General features: G+C 70.2%; 14 protein-coding genes and 1 pseudogene. 7 read left to right on the forward strand and 8 right to left on the reverse strand.

Annotated features, from left to right (window positions below; all coding sequences use genetic code 11):
• The coding region (locus DIE03_RS39000) for a hypothetical protein (protein ID WP_311767303.1) at positions 1 to 281 on the reverse strand (281 nt) is incomplete at its 3' end.
• A gap of 25 nt (positions 282 to 306) precedes the next feature.
• On the opposite strand from DIE03_RS39000, the gene DIE03_RS13880 reads away from it, so the two are divergent.
• The 4 genes from DIE03_RS13880 (at position 307) to DIE03_RS13895 (ending at position 4,894) form a co-directional block, all read left to right on the forward strand.
• Positions 307 to 1,608: a collagen-like triple helix repeat-containing protein gene (locus DIE03_RS13880; RefSeq protein WP_221623688.1), complete on the forward strand. Its 1,302-nt coding sequence runs from the start codon at positions 307 to 309 to the stop codon at positions 1,606 to 1,608.
• Between the two features lie 127 nt (positions 1,609 to 1,735).
• Positions 1,736 to 3,019, forward strand: coding sequence for an isoprenylcysteine carboxylmethyltransferase family protein (locus tag DIE03_RS13885; protein ID WP_124451148.1), 1,284 nt, complete (start codon positions 1,736 to 1,738; stop codon positions 3,017 to 3,019).
• A 577-nt stretch (positions 3,020 to 3,596) separates the two neighbouring features.
• Positions 3,597 to 4,265: a histone acetyltransferase gene (locus tag DIE03_RS13890; protein WP_260434881.1), complete on the forward strand. Its 669-nt coding sequence runs from the start codon at positions 3,597 to 3,599 to the stop codon at positions 4,263 to 4,265.
• A gap of 56 nt (positions 4,266 to 4,321) precedes the next feature.
• Positions 4,322 to 4,894, forward strand: coding sequence for an NADPH-dependent FMN reductase (locus DIE03_RS13895; protein WP_124451150.1), 573 nt, complete (start codon positions 4,322 to 4,324; stop codon positions 4,892 to 4,894).
• Positions 4,895 to 4,938: 44 nt separating this feature from the next.
• Here DIE03_RS13895 and DIE03_RS13900 read toward each other — a convergent pair whose 3' ends face one another.
• The 5 genes from DIE03_RS13900 to DIE03_RS13920 form a co-directional block, all read right to left on the reverse strand.
• Positions 4,939 to 5,556 (reverse strand): DUF2894 domain-containing protein, encoded by a 618-nt coding sequence (locus DIE03_RS13900; RefSeq protein ID WP_124451152.1) that lies wholly within the window; start codon positions 5,554 to 5,556, stop codon positions 4,939 to 4,941.
• Positions 5,553 to 6,197 (reverse strand): OmpA family protein, encoded by a 645-nt coding sequence (locus DIE03_RS13905; RefSeq protein WP_124451154.1) that lies wholly within the window; start codon positions 6,195 to 6,197, stop codon positions 5,553 to 5,555. Before DIE03_RS13905 ends, DIE03_RS13900 begins: the two co-directional genes overlap by 4 nt.
• A gap of 3 nt (positions 6,198 to 6,200) precedes the next feature.
• On the reverse strand, positions 6,201 to 9,248 hold the full coding sequence (locus DIE03_RS13910) for a DUF802 domain-containing protein (RefSeq protein WP_124451156.1): 3,048 nt from the start codon (positions 9,246 to 9,248) through the stop codon (positions 6,201 to 6,203).
• Between the two features lie 10 nt (positions 9,249 to 9,258).
• Positions 9,259 to 10,023: a DUF3348 domain-containing protein gene (locus DIE03_RS13915; RefSeq protein ID WP_124451158.1), complete on the reverse strand. Its 765-nt coding sequence runs from the start codon at positions 10,021 to 10,023 to the stop codon at positions 9,259 to 9,261.
• Between the two features lie 302 nt (positions 10,024 to 10,325).
• On the reverse strand, positions 10,326 to 10,964 hold the full coding sequence (locus DIE03_RS13920) for a LysE family translocator (RefSeq protein WP_124451587.1): 639 nt from the start codon (positions 10,962 to 10,964) through the stop codon (positions 10,326 to 10,328).
• Between the two features lie 248 nt (positions 10,965 to 11,212).
• Here DIE03_RS13920 and DIE03_RS13925 point away from each other — a divergent pair.
• Together DIE03_RS13925 and DIE03_RS13930 are read left to right on the forward strand one after the other, a co-directional pair.
• Positions 11,213 to 11,787 (forward strand): annotated as a pseudogene (locus tag DIE03_RS13925) (hypothetical protein).
• 171 nt (positions 11,788 to 11,958) lie between these two features.
• On the forward strand, positions 11,959 to 13,338 hold the full coding sequence (locus DIE03_RS13930; protein ID WP_124451159.1) for an FAD-containing oxidoreductase: 1,380 nt from the start codon (positions 11,959 to 11,961) through the stop codon (positions 13,336 to 13,338).
• 62 nt (positions 13,339 to 13,400) lie between these two features.
• Here DIE03_RS13930 and DIE03_RS13935 read toward each other — a convergent pair whose 3' ends face one another.
• Positions 13,401 to 14,294, reverse strand: coding sequence for an SDR family oxidoreductase (locus tag DIE03_RS13935; RefSeq protein ID WP_124451161.1), 894 nt, complete (start codon positions 14,292 to 14,294; stop codon positions 13,401 to 13,403).
• Positions 14,295 to 14,389: 95 nt separating this feature from the next.
• Between DIE03_RS13935 and DIE03_RS13940 the strand changes: the two genes are divergently transcribed.
• Positions 14,390 to 15,247 carry a helix-turn-helix transcriptional regulator gene (locus DIE03_RS13940; RefSeq protein ID WP_124451163.1) on the forward strand — a complete coding sequence of 286 codons (858 nt, stop codon included), beginning with the start codon at positions 14,390 to 14,392 and terminating at the stop codon, positions 15,245 to 15,247.
• Positions 15,248 to 15,364: 117 nt separating this feature from the next.
• Here the strand turns inward: DIE03_RS13940 and DIE03_RS13945 are convergent, their stop codons facing one another.
• Positions 15,365 to 15,961, reverse strand: coding sequence for a DJ-1/PfpI family protein (locus DIE03_RS13945; RefSeq protein ID WP_124451165.1), 597 nt, complete (start codon positions 15,959 to 15,961; stop codon positions 15,365 to 15,367).
• Between the last annotated feature and the right edge of the window lie 60 nt (positions 15,962 to 16,021).

Genomic DNA, 16,021 nt, shown 5'->3' on the forward strand with positions numbered 1-16,021 from the left:
TCGGGCACCTCCGGTACGTCGGGCACTTCCGGTACGTCGGGTACCTCCGGTACGTCGGGCACCTCCGGTACGTCGGGCACCTCCGGTACGTCGGGTACCTCCGGTACTTCGGGCACCTCCGGTACTTCGGGCACCTCCGGTACTTCGGGCACCTCCGGTACTTCGGGCACTTCCGGTACTTCGGGCACCTCCGGTACCTCGGGCACTTCCGGCACGTCGGGCACTTCCGGCACTTCCGGCACTTCGGGCACTTCCGGCGCCGGCGTCACCCCCCTCGGCAATGTCCTCCAGAATTCCGGCAACCTCGTGACGGCGCTCGGCACGACGGTCGCGAACGGCGGCGCTCAGATCGGCGGCGTGCAGATCCCCGGCACGAACCCGGCGACGGCCACCAGCGTCGGCAACGCCGTCACGAGCCTCGGCAATGGCGTGCAGGCGCTCGGCAACGGCGTCGCGGCCGGCCTCGGCTCGATCGGCGTGTCGCCGAACCCGCTCGGCCCGACGATCACATCGACCACCGGCCTGCTGACCGGCGCCGGCGGCGCGGTCAACAGTCTCGGCAATGCGGTGACGAGCCTCGGCACCGGTCCGCTGTCGCCGCTCGCGCCCGCGACGACCCTGGTCGGCAGTCTCGTCAACACGGTCGGCACCGCGGTCAACTCGACCGCATCGGCGCTGAACACGGCGCTCAACAGCGCGCCGGTGCAGCAACTCGAGACGCAGCTCGGCAGCGTGATCAACCCGATCACGAACACGCTGACCGGCGGCGTCACGACACCCGGCGTCACCCAGACCCTCGGCAACACGACCTTGCTCGGCGCCCCGCTCAGCGGCCTGCTGGGCACGCTCGGCAGCGGCCTCGGCCTCGCCGGCTCGCAGGTCGGCAGCGCAACCGGCAACCCGGTCGGCACGAGCGCCGGCAACAGCGTGTCCCAACTCGGCAACACGGTTGGATCGGCCGGCGGCCTGCTGTCCAGCGGCAGCTCCAGCAGCGGCAGCAACCCGCTCGCGCCGGTCACCGGCCTGCTCGGCACGCTGACGGGCGGGCTCGGCGGCGGCAGCTCGAGCGGTTCGGGCGGTACCAGCGGCACGAGCGGCACCAGCAGCGGCGGCCCGCTCGCACCGATCACCGGCCTGCTCGGGACGGTGACGGGCGCGCTCGGCGGTCTCGGTTCGGGCGGCACGAGCGGCACCGGCGGGACGAGCGGCACCGGCGGCACCAGCGGTACCGGTGGCGCGGGCGTCGGCGGCCTGCTGGCGCCGGTCACGAACCTCGTCAACTCGCTGACCCCGCTCGGCGCCAGCCTCACGGGTACGGTCACGACGCCGGGCGGCAACGTGTCGGGCACCCTCGGCGGCCTGCTGTCGAGCGGCCCGGTCGGCACGCTGACGGGTGCGCTGACGACGCCGGCCGGCTCGGCCGGTGCCACCGGCACGGTCAGCCCCGGCGGCGCGGCCGGCACGGCAACGACGCCGGCCGGCAGCGGCACCGTGGCAGCCGGCCTGACCGGCAGCTCGAACGGTGGCGCCGCGGGCAGTGCCGGCAACCTGCTGTCGCCGGTGACCAACCTGCTCGGCGGCCTGCTGGGCGCCGCCCCCAAGAAGTAAGCGTCGACGCATCACGTATCAGAACGACAGGCCAATGGCCGGGCGCGCATCCATACAAAGCCCGGCCGACGGCCGGCGTCACCCGCCAAGCGGGGGCGCCGGCCCTCATCCGTACGAGGATCCGATCATGAACTCCACGCTCGACGGCGTCGTCGCTGCCCAGGACCGCCCACCGCGTTCCGCCACGCCCTTGCGTGCCGGCCTGCTCGGCATCGCCGCCGGACTCTTCGCGCTGTGGATCACGCGCGACCAGCCGACGCTCGACGCCGCCACGCGTGCGGTCATCGCCAGCCTCGCGATCATCGGCACGATCGCGCTGCACGAACTCTTCATCTCGCGCGTCTACCTGCGCCCGAGCGCGGGGCTGTCGCGGCAGGCCGTCCGGCCGCTCGGCATCGCGCGCGTCGCGACGCGGCTCGGCGCGCTGACGTCGATCTACGCGGGCATCGGCATCCTCTACTGGCTGCTGCCCGAATACCACGGCACGTTCTACCTGCCGTTCTGGTCGCTGCTGCGCTCGCTCGCGCCGTACGTGATCGTCGCCGCGCCGTTCTACTTCGCGTGGATGGACCGCCACCAGCGCGAAACCGACGACGCGTACCTGCTGTGGGGCCGCTTCCTGTTCCGCCGCGAGCGGCCCGCGAGCTGGAAGCCGGTGCGCGAGATGCTCGCCGGCTGGGGCGTGAAGGCGTTCTTCCTGCCGCTGATGACTGTCTACCTGTCGAAGGACGCCGATCACCTGAGCGCATCGCTCGCGAACGCGATGCACGCGCCGACGACGATCGCGACCTTCGTGTTCATGTACGACCTGTCGTTCACGATGGACCTGATGTTCGGCACCGTCGGCTACCTGTGCACGTTCCGCATCCTCGACAGCCACGTGCGCACCGTCGAGCCGACGACGCTCGGCTGGGTAGCCGCGCTGATCTGCTACCAGCCGTTCTGGTCGCTGATCTCGAACAACTACATCCGCTACGAAGGCTCGGTGTTCTGGGACAACTGGCTGCTGTCGGCGCCGACGCTGCGCGTGATCTGGGGCGCGGCGATCATCCTGCTGCTGCTGACCTACGCGCTGTGCACGATCTCGTTCGGGCTGCGGTTCTCGAACCTCACCAACCGCGGGATCATCACGTCGGGCCCGTACCGCTTCACCAAGCATCCGGCGTACATCACGAAGAACCTGTCGTACTGGATGGTGTCGGTGCCGTTCGTCGAACCGCTCGGCTGGCAGGTCGGGCTCATGCACTGCGCCGGGCTCGTCGCGGTCAACCTGATCTACTACACGCGCGCGAAGACGGAAGAGCGTCACCTGATGCGCGATCCGGACTATCGCGCGTATGCGGAATGGATCGCGCAGCACGGGTTGTTCGCGCGGATCCGGCAGGCGTTCGGGGGGCGGCAGGCGGCGTGACGTCTGCGGTTGCGGCCAGTGCCGGGGCGGCGGTGCACGCCGTTCCGGTCGTCGCACGGGTAGCGGCCTCGCGCTGACGCCGAGCGCGCCGCGTACGCTTTCCATCGCGTGACGGCGCGTGTCACCCCGCATCGCCGAACACGTCGACGCACGGCCCCTTGCGGCCAATTGTCGCGAAACGACGCGATTCCCCGCTTTTCGTCGTTTTTCTCCACCGATCCGATTGCCCGCCCGCGAAGCGTCGCGTATGGTGCTGGCCGTCCGTGCACGATCCGTCGCCCGGACTCCGACCGTCGTCCCGCGCGACGGCCGTGCGGGCCGTGCCCGCCGCTCACCGTCTCCGCGATGCCGCCCGCCGGCGCCGCGCATTCAAGAGGAAAGAGGCGTGATCCACAAAGTCCTGATCCTGTTCGCACTCTGCATCGCGGGCCTCGCCGCGATCGCCGCCGGTTTCCAGCACATCCCCAGCTGATTCGCGGCCCCGGCTCGCTTCGCCGAGCCCGGGGGCCGCAGCCATTCCTATTCCCTATTGCGATGAACCTCTTTCCCGAACCGCCCGGGACGGGCGGCCTTTGCCATGCGTATCGACGTACAGCATTCCCAACACGACATCGACGACGAACTCGACACACTTCATGAGCGCCTCCACCAGCCAGGCCATCGCCTGCACGGCCTGCCGGCCGTCGCGCTCGGCCGCTCGGGCCTGGTCGTCCGCCACCGCGAAGCGGACGGCGAATACTTCCTGTACGTCGAGGATCCGGCCGCGCGCCAGCTCGCTGGCTACACGGTGTTCAACCGCCTGCCCGAAATCCCCCGCCGCGCCGATCGCTACCTGCGCGCGCCGCATACGCGGCTGCGCGGCTCGGCGCAACGCAAGGGCCTCGCGACGACGCTGTACCGCTGGGGGCTCGACGCGGGCCTGTGCCTGATCAGCGGCGCGCGCCAGTCGGTCGGCGCCGCGCAGCTGTGGACGGCGCTCGCGCACGAATACCGGCACGGCTTCGTCGATGTCGAGGGCCGCGCGCTGCGCTATCTCGGCGATACCGTTGCCGAGGACGTGCATGGCGCACTGCATACACGGCGGCTGTTGCTCGGCCATGGATGGACGATGACGGAATTCGCGCGGGCGGCCGGAATGAGCGACGCGGAACCGGTGCGACGTGATCCCGCGGCGATTTTCAACGCGGCACCGCAGGCTGCAAGCATCGGCGGCACACGCCATGCTCCCCGGACGCCGATGCGATAATCCGTCCGGACCGCGCGACGCGGCTACGCACTGCGCGCCAACCGACACACCCATCGATGACCACCGATCCCCGAACCGACACCGAGCGCCGCATCGACATCGTCGCGCTGTGCGGCAGCCTCCGCGCGCAGTCGTACAACGCCGCGCTGCTCGACGCGGCCGCGCTCGTTGCGCCACGCGGCATGCATGTCACGCGCTTCGATCGCCTCGGTGAATTCCCGTTGTTCAATCCCGATACCGAGACGCCGTCGCCCGCCGCCGTGCGCGACCTGATCGACCGCCTGAACGCAGCCGACGGCGTGCTGATCGCGAGCCCGGAATACGCGCACGGCGTGACGGGCGTGATGAAGAATGCGCTGGACTGGGTCGTGGGATGCGAGGCCGTCGTGTACAAACCGGTCGCGGTACTGAATGCGTCGCCGCGGGCGACCCATGCGGACGCGGCGCTGCGGGAAACGTTGTCGGTCATGTCGGCGTGCATCGTCGAACCCGCATCGATCGCGCTGCCGATTCTCGGGAGCCAGCTCGACGCGGCGGGCATCGCCGCGCATCCGCCGTTCGCGTCGGCGCTGGTCGATGCGTTGCACGCGCTGCGCGCGGCGATCGACGAGCCGGCATCGGGCCGGTAGGCAACCCGCACACGCGAGCGCGTGCGGCGCGGCGCGGCGCGGCGTTATCGCGCCTTGGCGCGCGTCGTCTTTCTCGCCGGTTTGGCCGCCTTCGCGCGCGGCGCTTCCTTCTCGGGCTGCGCGCCGCCGCCGGCGAGATCCTCGAGCCACGCGAGCGCATCGACGTACGACAGGAACTGCTGAAGATATTCCGGCGACAACTCGCGCATCGTCGCGAGCGAGCGGTGCACCAGGCTGTTCGAATTGAGCGGCCCCGCGTTGCGCGGCACCTGGTCGAGCGACTGCCGGTACTGCTGTTCCGTACGGACCTTCGACCACAGCGTGCGGAAGTAGTCGACCAGTTCGGGATCGAGCCCGCGCCGGTCGGCCTGCGCGTCGCGCGCGAGCCGGTCGACGAGCGCCGAGAGCGCGCCGCGCCGCGGCGCAACCGGTGCCCCATCATCCGTGGCGCGCGCGTCCTCCGCCCGCGCGACGACTGCCGCGTAGCCTTCGATCAGCGTCGCCAGCCGCGCGTCGAGCAACGCACGCGCGGCGCCGTCGAGCGCGGCCGCGCGTCGTTCGAGCGCGTCGATCCGGTGAAAGCGCACGGGTTCGAGCCGGTCGGCACCCTGCTCGCGCCACGCGTCGAGCGTCGCGCGCACGTGCGTCGCGTCGTCCGTCACTTCGCCTTCCCTCCGTTCGATGCCGACTTGCGCGGCACCGGCGCGATCTCCACCCGGCGGTTCTTCGCGCGGCCTTCATCGTCCGCATTCGAGCTGACCGGCTGCTCGGAGCCGAACGCGGCCGCGAACACCGACGACGCCGGCACGCCTGCGTCGATCAACGCGCGCGTGACCGTCAACGCGCGCTTGGCCGACAGTTCCCAGTTGTCCGCGAACAGGCGGTTGCCGGCATGCACCTGCTGGTCGTCGGCGAAGCCGCTGACCATCAGGATCTCGTCGCGCGTCTTCAGGTACGTGGCGAGCGGCACGGCCAGCGTCTTCAGCAGGTCGCGGCCCGCGGGCTGCAACTGGTCGGAGTTCAATGCGAACAGCACGTTGCCGCTGATGCCGATGCGCCCGTTCACGAGCGTCACGCGGCCGGCCGCGAGCGGCCCCGCGAGCGCCTGTTCGAGCGACTTGCGCTGCTGCGCCTCGAGCTGGCGCGCCCGCACGGCTTCCTCGAGCTTCGACGTGAGCTGCAGCTGCATGCCGATCACGCCGACGAGGACCAGCACGAACGCACCGAGCAACACCGACATCAGGTCGGCGAACGCGGGCCATACCGGCGCCGATTGCGCGCCGCCGTCGATTTCGTCGTGCATGCGTTACGCTCCGACGGGCGCGCGCCGGCCGGCGAGCTGCTGCATGTCTTCGACGATCTGCTTCTGCGACATCACGCTCAGGTCGATCACCTCGCGCGCCTGCGCGACGTAGTACTCGAGCTGCTCGTCGCTGCGCGCGAGCGATTTCTCGAGCGCGGCCTCGATGCGCTGCAGATGGGTCAGCAGCTTGTCGTTCGATTCGCCGAATACCTGCACGGCCGCCCCGAACGCATCGCCGAGGCTCGCCACCTCGACGGCGCCGGCCGTGACCTGCGCGGCCACCGAGTCGAGCTTGCGCGTTTCGGCATCGACGGTGTCGTTGAAGCGCGCGCCGACGCGGTCGAGCAGGTCGGCCGACGTGCTGACGAGCGCGTCGATCGCGGCACGCTGTTCGGTCGACGCGTGATTGACCGCGCCGAGCAGCGTTTCGAGCGTCGCGAGCAGGCGGCTGCGCTCCTCGAGCGTCGCGGTGTCGCGCACCATGCTGTCGGACAGGCGCTGGCGCAGTTCGGCGACGACGTCGGCCGCGGCCTTCGGCGCCTCCGACGCGGCCTGCACGAGGCGCGCGATTTCGTTGATCGTGTCGCTTGCGTGCACCTGCGCCTGCGCCGTGATGTCGTTCGCGGTGCGGGTCAGCGTGTCGCAGATGTCCTGCTGGCGCATCGCGGCTTGCGCGCTCGTCTGCGCCCACTCGTCGCGCAACGCGGCCGCCATCGCAGCGAGCGAATCGTTCCAGGCGGAGAGGCGCGCTTCGTCGCGTGCGGCGAGTTGCGATTGCAGGCCCGTGTGCGAATCGCGGATCGTCGTCAGCAGGTCGTTCGAACGTTGTTCGAACGCCGCAGCCTGTGCGGTGAGATCGCGCGTCGTTTGTGCGAGGGCATCGCAGATTTCCTGCTGACGGCCCGCGCTGTGCACGCCTGCGCGCTGCCATTCGTCACCGAGCTTCGCGGCCATCGCGGCCAGTGAATCGTTCCAGGCCGAAAGGCGTGCTTCGTCGCGTGCGGCAAGTTGCGATTGCAGGCCCGTATGCGAGTCGCGAATCGTCGACAGCAGCTCGTTCGAATGTTGTTCGAACGTCGCAGCCTGTGCGGTCAAATCGCGCGTCGTTTGTGCGAGTGCGTCGCAGATTTCCTGCTGACGGCCGGCGCTGTGCACGCCTGCGCGTTGCCATTCGTCGCCGAGCTTCGCCGCCATTGCAGCCAGTGAATCGTTCCAGGCCGACAGGCGTGCTTCGTCGCGTGCGGCAAGTTGCGATTGCAGGCCCGTATGCGAATCGCGAATCGTCGACAGCAGTTCGTTCGAACGTTGTTCGAACGTCGAAGCCTGTGCGGTGAGATCGCGCGTCGTTTGTGCGAGCGCGTCGCAGATTTCCTGCTGACGGCCGGCGCTATGCACGCCTGCGCGTTGCCATTCGTCGCCGAGCTTCGCGGCCATTGCGGCCAGCGAATCGTTCCAGGCCGACAGGCGTGCTTCGTCGCGTGCGGCCAGTTGAGATTGCAGGCCCGTGTGCGAATCGCGAATCGTCGACAGCAGGTCGTTCGAGCGTTGTTCGAACGTCGAAGCCTGCACGGCGAGATCGCGCGTCGTTTGCACGAGCGCGTCGCAGATTGCCTGCTGACGGCCCGCACTATGCTCACCCGCACGCTGCCATTCGTCGCCGAGCTTCGCGGCCATCGCGGACAACGAGTCGTTCCACGCCGCGAGACGCTGTTCGTCGCGCGCGGCCAGTTCGGTCTGCAGCCCCGCGTGCGACTCGCGCATCGCGGCGAGCGTCGCGCCCGAATGTCGTTCGAACGTCGCGGCGGCTTCGCCCAGCGCACGTGCGTGCTGGCTCGCGAGCGTCTCGCCGACCTGTTCCTGCCGCGACAGCGCATCGCGCCACGCATCCGACAAGCGGCCTTCGGTCGATTCGAGGCGCGTCGCGACGCCGTCGAGCAGATCGGTCGAACGCTGCGCGAAGGTGTCGGTGAACTGGCCGAGCGTCGTCCGCAGCTGCTGCGCGACGGCGGCGCCCGCCTGACGTTGTTCGTCGATCGCGCGGCTCCAGACGGCCGTCACGTTGCCGGTGGTCTTCTCGAAGCCTTCCGTCAGCCCGTCGAGCTGACGCTGCACGGCGCCCGTCACGGTGTCGCGCAGCGCGGCCATCTCCTGCGCGAGCCCCGTCATCGTCGCGGCGACGACCGGCTGCAGCGCGGCACCGGCCACGCGCGCGCTTTCGGCGGCGCTTTCCTTCAGCGCGTCGCCGACGTTCGACGCGAGGCCCGCATAGGCGCGCTCGGTCCGGTCGAAAAACGCCTGCTGGCTTTCGAGCTGGCGATCGTGCAAGGCGACGCTGCGGGCCTCGAGCGTCGTCATCATCGTCTGCAGCCGGTCGACCAGCGCCGGCATCACGTCGGCCTGGCGCTGCAGCAGCCGGAACGATTCGTCGCGCTGGTGCGCGGACGAATGCACGCGCAGCGTCGTCGCGATCTTCGCGTCGAGCTGCTGGGCCGCATCGATCCGCTCGCGGCGCACGAGCGCGGACAGCAACCCGAGCATCGCGGACGTCGCGACGCCGGCAATCGACGTGCCGAACGCGAATCCGAGGCCCTTCACCGGCGCGATCAGCGATGCGCGGATCGCGTCGAGATCGGTCGCGCTTTCGAGCGCGGCGCCCGTGCCCTTCAGCGTGACGACCATCCCGAGCAGCGTGCCGAGCATGCCGAGCAGCACGAGCAGGCCGACGAGGTACGGCGTGAGCGCCGGGCCCGGCAGCGCGACGCGCGCGCCTTCGACCCGTGCGCGCACGGCGCCGCGCAGGCCCGGGTGCAGCGTGTCGAGCCACGTGTCGAGCTTCGCGGGCGGTTCGGTCAGGCCGGCCACCGCGCGCGACAGCGTGGCGGTCGCCTGGCGGTAGCGCAGCAGCTCCCAGGCGCCGGCGACGTAGCACGCGCCGATCAGCAGCGTGACGGCCGACCCCAGCGGGTTCGACGCGACATAGCCGACACCGATCCAGCCCACTGCGAGCAGACCGGCGACGAAGACAACGAGATCAAGGCGAATTCTGGACATAGCGTGTTGATTAGCAGGTGCGAAGGGCCGCGAGCAGCCCGTCTACCGTTTGAAACCGGACTTCGAGTTCGGCGAGCAGGATGCTTTGCATCTCGTCGCGAAACGTATCGAGCCATGTGCCGGGCACGATCGCCGCGACGGCCGGGGTGTCGGCCGCCGCGCGGTCATCGGCGGGATCGTTGGCAGCAGCGGATTCGGCATCGGCCAGCGCCTGCCGTTCCGCGTCGCGCAACCGCCCGAAACGCGTGCCGAGCAGCGCGGGCACGGCCGACAGCAGGCTGCGCTCGCGCGCGCCGAGCACGCGCTCCATGATCGTGTCGAGCGTCGCGAGCCGCGCCATCCCGGACGAGCGCGCGGCGAGCGCGACCCGCAGGCGGCCGCGCAACTGGCCGATCGCCGTCTCCATATCCTGTTGCAGCGTCAGGTAACGCTGGCGGAAGTCCGCGAAATCGGCCGTATCGGCGGCCGGCGGCGGCAGTTCGCCGGGCCGGCGCCGCGCGCGCGGCCGGTTGGTGGCCGTGATCGCCTGCGCGAGGTCGTGGCGCACGCGCGCGCAGTCGCGTTCCGCATCGTAGCCGCGCACGCCGGCCGCGACGCCCGGCGGGCTCGCGCTCAGCGCGGACGACAACGTGATCGCGTCGGTCCAGCCGAGCCACTGGCTCAGCCGGTCGGACAGCGTCTGCCGGGATTCCGCGACGTCGGCATCGGCCAGGCGCGCGAGCAGCCGGACGAGCGTCGGACCGCTCAGCGCCGGGCGCGGAGGTGCTTGCACCATGCTGCAAACCGTCAAAAAAGGCAGCAGTTTACACGTCGCCGGGAGGTCGGCCGCCAGAATCGGGGAGGCGGCGCCGGCCGGCGCGTCGTGCGACACACGCGAACGCCCGTCGCGCAAGGCTCGGCGGGCGGTGGCGGGTAGTCGGGAGGAGCGTCGGCGGCGGCCCGGTGAGCGGCCGCGTCATGAGGAACGGCACGCGTTTGCGAAACGCCGATGCAGGCGCAGGCGGCCCGGCCGGTTCGCGCCGGCGGTCAGCCTGGGGAATGGCTGGCCGCCGCGAGATGCGGATCGGGGCTGAAAGGTCAGATCCCCGCTTTCGGCGCGTTCAGGATCAGCCGCAGCCCGAGCAGCGTGATCGCGCCGGCCGCGATGCGGTCGACCCACTTCTTCGCACGCAGGTAGAGCTCGCGCGGCCGGCGCGTCGAGAAGCACAGCGCGACGACCGTGTACCAGCCGAATTCGACGGTGAACACGAGCGGCGGCAGCACGAGGTAGCACCACAGCGGCGGATGCTGCGGGAGCAGCGCCGCGAAGATGCTGCCGTACCAGATCGCCGTCTTCGGGTTGCTGAGCTGGGTCGTAAGGCCCGTCAGGAACGACTTGCGCGCGCTGCCGCCGGCCATCGCCTGCGGGTCGTCCATCGCGATCGGCCGGTCGGCGCCGCGCCAGATCTTCGACGCTATGTAGATCAGGTACGCGCCGCCCGCGACCTTGAGGCCCACGTAAAGCCATTCGACGGCCTGCAGCAGCGTGTAGAGCCCGGCTAGCGCGACGCCGCCGAACACGATGCCGCCGATGCCCATGCCGAGCGCGGTGGCGAGCCCGTCGCGGCGCGACAGCCCGATCGAATTGCGCGCCACCAGCACGAAGCTCGGGCCCGGAATCATCGCGCCGAGAAACAGCGCAGCCAGGATGGCGAGTACGGCAGCCGATGCAGTCATCGAAGTCCCCTTGGTCAGCGACGCCGATTCGCCGGCGCCGGCGTGTCGTTTCCGACGGTTGAAGCGCTGATTCTGGCACGCTTCGCGCGTGGCCGAAAGCGGCCGCACGCTGCTATGCTGGCCCTCTTTCTCGTCCTCACCGCCATGATCGAGATCCGCGCCGGCCGTCGCGTTCAATCCGCTGCCGGGCACCGAATTTCTCGGGCGCGACATGTAACCCTTTCCTCCTTTCGACCGGACCTCCCGCCATGCGCGTTCTCCGCCTCGCTACCCTGCTGCTCCCGCTGCTCGCGGCACTGCCTGCCGCCGCCCGCGCCGCCGACCTGCCGAAGTCGATCGCCGCGCAACTGCCGCCCGGCTACCAGCCGCTGCTCGCGCAAGCCGGGCCGGATCTCGACAACGGGCGCCACAGCTTTCTCGTCGTCGTGCATCGCGCGGTCGATACGCGCGAACAGCCGTCGCCGCGCCCGCTGCTGATCTACGAGGAGCAAGCCGACCGCACCTACCGGCTCGCCGCACGCAACGACCAGGTCGTGCTGCGCGCGAACGAAGGCGGCCAGTGCGATCCGTTCGATCCCGAGGATGCCGCCGACAACGGCTTCTCGGTGAAGGGCCGCTATTTCACCGTGCAGAACTTCGTCGCTTGCGGGCAGCACTGGACCGACTACATCACGTTCCGCTACGACCCACGCACGGCTGGCTGTTCTCGAACCAGATCGTCACCGAATCGTTCCCGCTCGACGACCAGCCCGACCACGTCACCGTCACGCGCGCCGACGCGCACCGGCCGGTGACGTTCGGGCAGTGGAAGCGCAAGGACTAGCCGTCGCGCCCGGCACGCGCCGGCGTTTCAATGCGACGGCCATCGCCCGCCCAGCGCTCGCGACACCGCGCCAACGGGTCTACCATAGTCGCTCGTCGCCGCTCGGCGACCGCCGGCCGGCACGAGGCTTGCGCCTGCCCCTTTCCTCGTTGCCCCGCACAGGAGGACGTCATGACGCAACACTTCGACGCGATCGTCATCGGCACCGGCCAGGCCGGGCCGCCGCTCGCCGCGCGGCTGTCGGCCGCCGGCATGAAAGTCGCGATCATCGAACGCGGCCGCTTCGGCGGCACCTGCGTGAACACCGGCTGCATCCCCACCAAGACGCTGGTCGCGAGCGCGTACGCCGCGCAGCTCGCGCGGCGCGCCGGCGAATACGGCGTGTCGGTCGGCGGCCCCGTCACCGTCGACATGAAAGCCGTGAAGGCGCGCAAGGACCAGATTTCCGGCCGTTCGAACCACGGCGTCGAGCAATGGGTGCGCGGCCTCGCGAACACCACGGTGTTTCAGGGTCACGCCCGATTCGAGCGCGCCGACGCCGTGCGCGTGGGCGACGAGCTGCTCGAAGCCGGACGCATCTTCGTCAACGTCGGCGGCCGCGCGCAGGTGCCCGCGATGTCGGACCTCGATTCGGTGCCGTACCTGACCAATTCGACGATGATGGACGTCGACTTCCTGCCCGAGCATCTGGTGATCGTCGGCGGCAGCTATGTCGGGCTCGAATTCGGCCAGATGTATCGCCGCTTCGGATCGAAGGTCACGATCGTCGAGAAGGGCCCGCGCCTGATCCGCCGCGAGGACGAAGACGTGTCGCAGGCCGTGCGCGAGATTCTCGAGAACGAAGGCATCGACGTGCAGCTCGACGCGAACTGCCTGAGCGCGCGGCGCGACGGCAACGGCATCGTGGTCGGCCTCGATTGCCCGGGCGGCGGCCGCGAGGTCGCGGGCTCGCACCTGCTGCTCGCGGTCGGGCGTGTGCCGAATACCGACGATCTGGGGCTCGACCGCGCGGGCGTCGACACCGACGCGCGCGGCTACATCACCGTCGACGAGCAGTTGCGCACGAACGTGCCGGGCATCTGGGCGCTCGGCGACTGCAACGGGCGCGGCGCGTTCACGCACACCGCGTACAACGACTTCGAGATCGTCGCGGCCAACCTGCTCGACGACGATCCGCGCAAGGTGTCCGACCGCATCACGGCCTATGCGATGTATATCGATCCGCCGCTCGGCCGCGTCGGCATGACGCTCGCGGAAGCGAAGCAGACGGGCCGCCGGCTGCTGCTCGGCACGCGCCCGATGACGCGCGTCGGCCGTGCGGTCGAGAAAGGCGAGAGCCAGGGCTTCATGAAAGTGATCGTCGACGCGGACAGCCATGCGATCCTCGGCGCGTCGATCCTCGGCGTGACCGGCGACGAGGTCGTGCACGGGATGCTCGACGTGATGGCCGCCGGCGCGCCGTACACGACGATCAGCCGCGCGATGCATATCCACCCGACCGTGTCGGAACTCGTGCCGACGCTGCTGCAGGACCTGCATCCGGTCGAATGACGCGCGGCGGGCGGCCATGCGTCGCCGCCGCGCGGGGGCGGGCCGTGTGCAACGATGGCCGCTCAGCTTTCGAAATACTGCGGCCGGTCGATATCGGCCAGCAGCCGCGGCTGCGTCGGCGTCCAGTCGAGCAACGCCCGCGTGCGTTCGCTGGTGGCCGGCGCATCCATGCCGGCAAACATCGCGAACCAGCCGAAGTGCTCACCGGCCTCCGCCGGCGACTTCGCGACGACCGGCACGTTCAGCCGCCGGCCGATCACTTCCGCGATCTCGCGAAACGGCACACCGGTATCGTCGACCGCGTGATAGCGCGCACCGGCCGCACCGCGTTCGATCGCGAGCCGGTACACGCGCGCCGCATCGAGCCGGTGCACGGCCGGCCAACAGTTGTCGCCGTCGCCGATAAAGGCCGACGCGCCCTTCTCCCGCGCGAATGCAATCAGCCGCGGCACGAAGGCGTGATCGCCGTCCCCGTGCACGGACGGCGGCAGGCGCACGACCGACGCATGCACGCCGCGCGCCTCCAGCGCGACCGCGGTCGCTTCGGACGCACGCGGATAGGTCGACGACACCGGCACGTGCGGATCGTCCTCGGTCGCCGCGCGGCCGGGCGCGACGAGCGCGAGCCCCGACGTGACGACCAGCGGCCGCGCCGAGCCCGCGAGCGCCGTGCCGATCGTCTCGATCGCGCGGCGATCGAGTTCGCAGTTCTGCGCGAAGCGCGAGAAGTCGTGATTGAATCCCGTGTGGATCACCGCGTCGGCGCGTTCGGCACCGCGCGTCAGGCTGTCGAGATCCTCCAGCGACCCGCGATGCACGTCGGCGCCCGCGGCCGCCACCGATGCGGCGGCCGCATCGGACCGCGCAAGGCCGAGCACCGAGTGCCCGGCGGCCACGAGTTCGGCGACGACGGCCGAGCCGACGAATCCCGACGCTCCAGTAACAAAGACACGCATGTTCAGCACCTCCGGATGGAATGGAGGCTTACTATCTGTCGAGCGCCGCACGCGGTGAAGTCGTGACGGTTTACCGGTAAACGAACTAACAGGATATGGCTGACGCCCCCGACAACCAGCTCGGCGCGTACCTGCGGGACCGCCGCGAGAAACTCGACCCGGCCGCGCTCGGGCTGCCGGCCACGCGCCGCCGCACGCCGGGCCTGCGGCGCGAGGAAGTCGCGCAGCGCGCGCATGTGAGCGCGGCGTGGTACACGTGGCTCGAACAGGGGCGCGGCGGCGCGCCGTCGGCCGACGTGCTCGACCGGCTCGCCCGCGCGCTGATGCTGAACGACGCCGAACGCGAGCACCTGTTCCTGATCGGCGTCGGCCATCCGCCCGGCGCGCGCTATCACGCACCGGCCAGCGTGACGCCGCGCCTGCAGCACGTGCTCGATTCGCTCGACGCGAGCCCCGCGATCGTGCGCTCCGCGACGTGGGACGTCGTCGCCTGGAACGATGCGGCGGCCGCGACGCTGACCGACTATGCGACGCTGCCGCCGGCCGCGCGCAACATCCTGCGACTGATCTTCGTCGACGCGGCCGTGCGCTACGCGCAGCCGAACTGGGAACGCGTCGCGCGCTTCGCGGTGGGCGCGTTTCGCGCGGACGTCGCACGCAGCGGCGCGACGCAGGCAGTACAGGCGTTCGTCGACGAGATGCGCGCGACGAGCGCCGAATTCGACGCGATGTGGCGCGACCACGATATTCGTTCGCATGACGAAGGCACGAAGGAAATCCGCCATCCGCAGGCCGGCCGGATCGCACTCGAATATTCGGCCTTCGCGGTGACCGGCCGCCCCGACCTGAGCCTCGTGATCTTCACGCCGGCGACGCCGGCCGACCGCGCCCGCATCCGGGCGCTCGTCGCGGCCCGCGAACAGGCCGGCGCACTGCAGACACGGGATGCATGAGCACGCGGCGGGCCGTGCCGCCCGCCCCCGTGAGCCCCATCGGCCCCACGAAGGGACATTGCGCATCGACACGCGACGTCCCTGCGCGAATCGCCCCGGATGCCGTTCGACAAGCGATCACAGGAACGGCGCAATGTTCCCGATCGCACGCGTCACGTAAGCGTCCTTCTCCCCCACCGGCGCGACGTAGTGAACCGCGCTGCGTGCGGCCTCGACACCCTCCAGGCGCGCGATGACCCAGGCCGCCAGATAGTGCGACGCCAGACATCCGCCCGCCGTTGCGACATTCCCCCGCGCCATGAACGGCTGATCGAGCACGGCCACGCCCGCCTCCTCGACCCACGGCCGGGTGGTCAGGTCGGTGCAGGCCGGCACGTCGTTCAGCAGGCCCAGCTTCGCGAGTATCAGCGTGCCCGAACATTGCGCACCCAGCAGCTGGCGCGCCGGATCGAGCTTCAACTGCGCCATCAGCGCGGCATCGCGCACGACATCCCGTGTCAGTTTGCCGCTGCCGACCAGCACCGCGTCGGCGTCGCAGGCCTCCTGCAACGACACGTGCGCATCCAGCACCAGGCCGTTCATCGAACGCGGCCGCGCCACCGGGCTCGCGATCGATACGCGCCAGCCGGGCGTCTTGACCCGGTTCAGCAGGCCGAACGCGATCAGCGAGTCGAGTTCGTTGAAGCCCTCGAAAGTCAGGATGGCGATGTGCATGGCGTCCTCGTACGGTGGAGAGGTTGTGTTGCGCCATGGTAGGACCGACAATCAAGACAA

Source organism: Burkholderia sp. Bp8992, assembly GCF_003853705.1.
Classification (GTDB): Bacteria; Pseudomonadota; Gammaproteobacteria; order Burkholderiales; family Burkholderiaceae; genus Burkholderia.

Bases quoted from the DNA above. Each gene is read 5' to 3' on its own strand.
- DIE03_RS13940 (WP_124451163.1), top strand. From the start codon at position 14,390: ATGGCTGACGCCCCCGACAACCAGCTCGGCGCGTACCTGCGGGACCGC.
- DIE03_RS13905 (WP_124451154.1), bottom strand. From the start codon at position 6,197: ATGCACGACGAAATCGACGGCGGCGCGCAATCGGCGCCGGTATGGCCC.
- DIE03_RS13910 (WP_124451156.1), bottom strand. From the start codon at position 9,248: ATGTCCAGAATTCGCCTTGATCTCGTTGTCTTCGTCGCCGGTCTGCTC.
- DIE03_RS13885 (WP_124451148.1), top strand. From the start codon at position 1,736: ATGAACTCCACGCTCGACGGCGTCGTCGCTGCCCAGGACCGCCCACCG.
- DIE03_RS13895 (WP_124451150.1), top strand. From the start codon at position 4,322: ATGACCACCGATCCCCGAACCGACACCGAGCGCCGCATCGACATCGTC.
- DIE03_RS13935 (WP_124451161.1), bottom strand. From the start codon at position 14,294: ATGCGTGTCTTTGTTACTGGAGCGTCGGGATTCGTCGGCTCGGCCGTC.
- DIE03_RS13930 (WP_124451159.1), top strand. From the start codon at position 11,959: ATGACGCAACACTTCGACGCGATCGTCATCGGCACCGGCCAGGCCGGG.
- DIE03_RS13915 (WP_124451158.1), bottom strand. From the start codon at position 10,023: ATGGTGCAAGCACCTCCGCGCCCGGCGCTGAGCGGTCCGACGCTCGTC.
- DIE03_RS13945 (WP_124451165.1), bottom strand. From the start codon at position 15,961: ATGCACATCGCCATCCTGACTTTCGAGGGCTTCAACGAACTCGACTCG.
- DIE03_RS13920 (WP_124451587.1), bottom strand. From the start codon at position 10,964: ATGACTGCATCGGCTGCCGTACTCGCCATCCTGGCTGCGCTGTTTCTC.
- DIE03_RS13890 (WP_260434881.1), top strand. From the start codon at position 3,597: ATGCGTATCGACGTACAGCATTCCCAACACGACATCGACGACGAACTC.